The sequence below is a fragment of the Pseudokineococcus basanitobsidens genome, from assembly GCF_037482545.1.
GTDB lineage: Bacteria > Actinomycetota > Actinomycetes > Actinomycetales > Quadrisphaeraceae > Pseudokineococcus > Pseudokineococcus basanitobsidens.
Genome location: NZ_JBBIAA010000068.1, coordinates 1 through 1,487, shown reverse-complemented (window position 1 = coordinate 1,487; position 1,487 = coordinate 1). Strand labels below are relative to the sequence as shown.

Below are 1,487 nucleotides of genomic sequence, written 5' to 3'. Positions count from 1 at the left end.
CTTCTGGGTGGTTGCCCAGCCCGAGTGAGACATGGGCCTCGCCCCGCACAGGATCGGCTGCGGGACGGCTGGGTGGCGCAGGTCGAGTGTGGTGTCGGACCGGAGACGGGGACTCCGGTCAGGTGAGGAAGAGGTCGAAGGCGTCGCTGATGGCCCGGGCGAGCTCGGGTTCCTGATCGTCGAAGAAGAGCCCGACGGAGTGCTCGACGGTCTCCGCGGGGATGGTGGCGATGTTGTCGCAGCTGACCACGCTGTCGTGGTCGAGCCCGTTGCGGGGGCCGACGGGGACTTCGCTGGTGATGCCGCGGATCGTGCTGGTGATGGGCGCGACGGTGACCCACCGCAGCAGGTGGAGCTTCGACTGGCGGGTCAGGATCAGGGCTGGTCGTCGCTTGTCGAGCTGGACGACGGCGATGGTGCGCACGGTCGGGGGGCGCTCAGTCGAGCTCGGGGTGGGTGGTGCCCTCGGGTGCTGGGCGCAGGTCGGGGTAGAGGGGTTCGCCGCGGCGGGCGAGGTCGAGCAGGAGGGTCTCCTCGGCGCGGTAGCGCTGCTCGCGCTGGAGGCGGGCGATGCTGCGTCGGACGGCTTCGGAGCGGTTGGCGGCGCGGCCTGCGGCGACCTCGGCGTCGAGGGCTGCGAGCTCGGGCGCGTCGAGGCGGATCGCGATCTGCGTCGACATGGTGGGAGAGTACGCGTGGCGTCAACCATCTGGTAGGCAACTGGGTTCCGGTGAGGGGGGCTCACTCCCAGTTGTGGATCGACCTCCGGCCGGCGTCCCGCTGACGATCGGATCTGGGACGGCCGCGGGCCTCGGGTCTGCTCGTTCGACTCACCCGGGTGGGTGTCGCCTCTGGCAAGTGGGCGTCTGCCCGGCCGTGGCGTGGACACTGACCAAGTTGAGCGCGCCGGCGTCCGAGGGGGCGTTGATCCCGGTTCGAGCGAGCCTGCGTCAGGTGGCCACAGAGCATGAGCCGAGCACCGATGAGGCGGTCGGCGTCCCCGCCCGTCAGGCCGCCGAAGGCGCCCACGCCTGCTGCCGAAGGGCTGAGGCTCCTCGAGCGCGCGTGCTTCGTGGTCTTGGCCATCGACGCTGCGCTGGCCCTCGCCAGCCCGCTGTGGTCCGTCGTCGGTGACTCGGAACCGGCGAGGTTCTGGTGGCTGATCTTCGGGTACGGGCTGGCGCTGGCGGGCTGCCTGGTGCAGGTCGCCCGCGGGCAAGGAGTGTGGTGGCTGGTCCCGGGCCTGGCGATCGCCACATCAGGGAACTGGCTCGACTCCTGGGGGTACAATCTCGACCGCACAGTAGGGCCGGCCCCGTTGCCCCTGCTGCTCCTCGCCGCCCTGGCGGCGACTGCTCTTAGGCGTCGACGCAGGCAGCCGCCGCATCACCCGACACGGCAGTAGCACCCCGACGACCCGTAGCAGCAGCGTGGCCCAGATTGGGATCGACATGCGGACACGTCGTACCGACCTGCGTCAGCATGAG

Annotated in this window: 2 protein-coding genes; both read right to left on the bottom strand. The window is 70.6% G+C overall.

Going from position 1 to position 1,487, the window contains the following annotated elements; translation table 11 throughout:
* Positions 1–118: 118 nt before the first annotated feature.
* A complete protein-coding gene (locus WDZ17_RS17295; RefSeq protein ID WP_339576420.1) occupies positions 119–424 on the bottom strand; it encodes a type II toxin-antitoxin system PemK/MazF family toxin in 306 nt (101 codons plus the stop codon).
* A 13-nt stretch (positions 425–437) separates the two neighbouring features.
* A complete protein-coding gene (locus WDZ17_RS17290; RefSeq protein WP_339576419.1) occupies positions 438–680 on the bottom strand; it encodes a ribbon-helix-helix domain-containing protein in 243 nt (80 codons plus the stop codon).
* Positions 681–1,487 lie beyond the last annotated feature (807 nt).

Bases quoted from the DNA above. Each gene is read 5' to 3' on its own strand.
- WDZ17_RS17290 (WP_339576419.1), bottom strand. From the start codon at position 680: ATGTCGACGCAGATCGCGATCCGCCTCGACGCGCCCGAGCTCGCAGCC.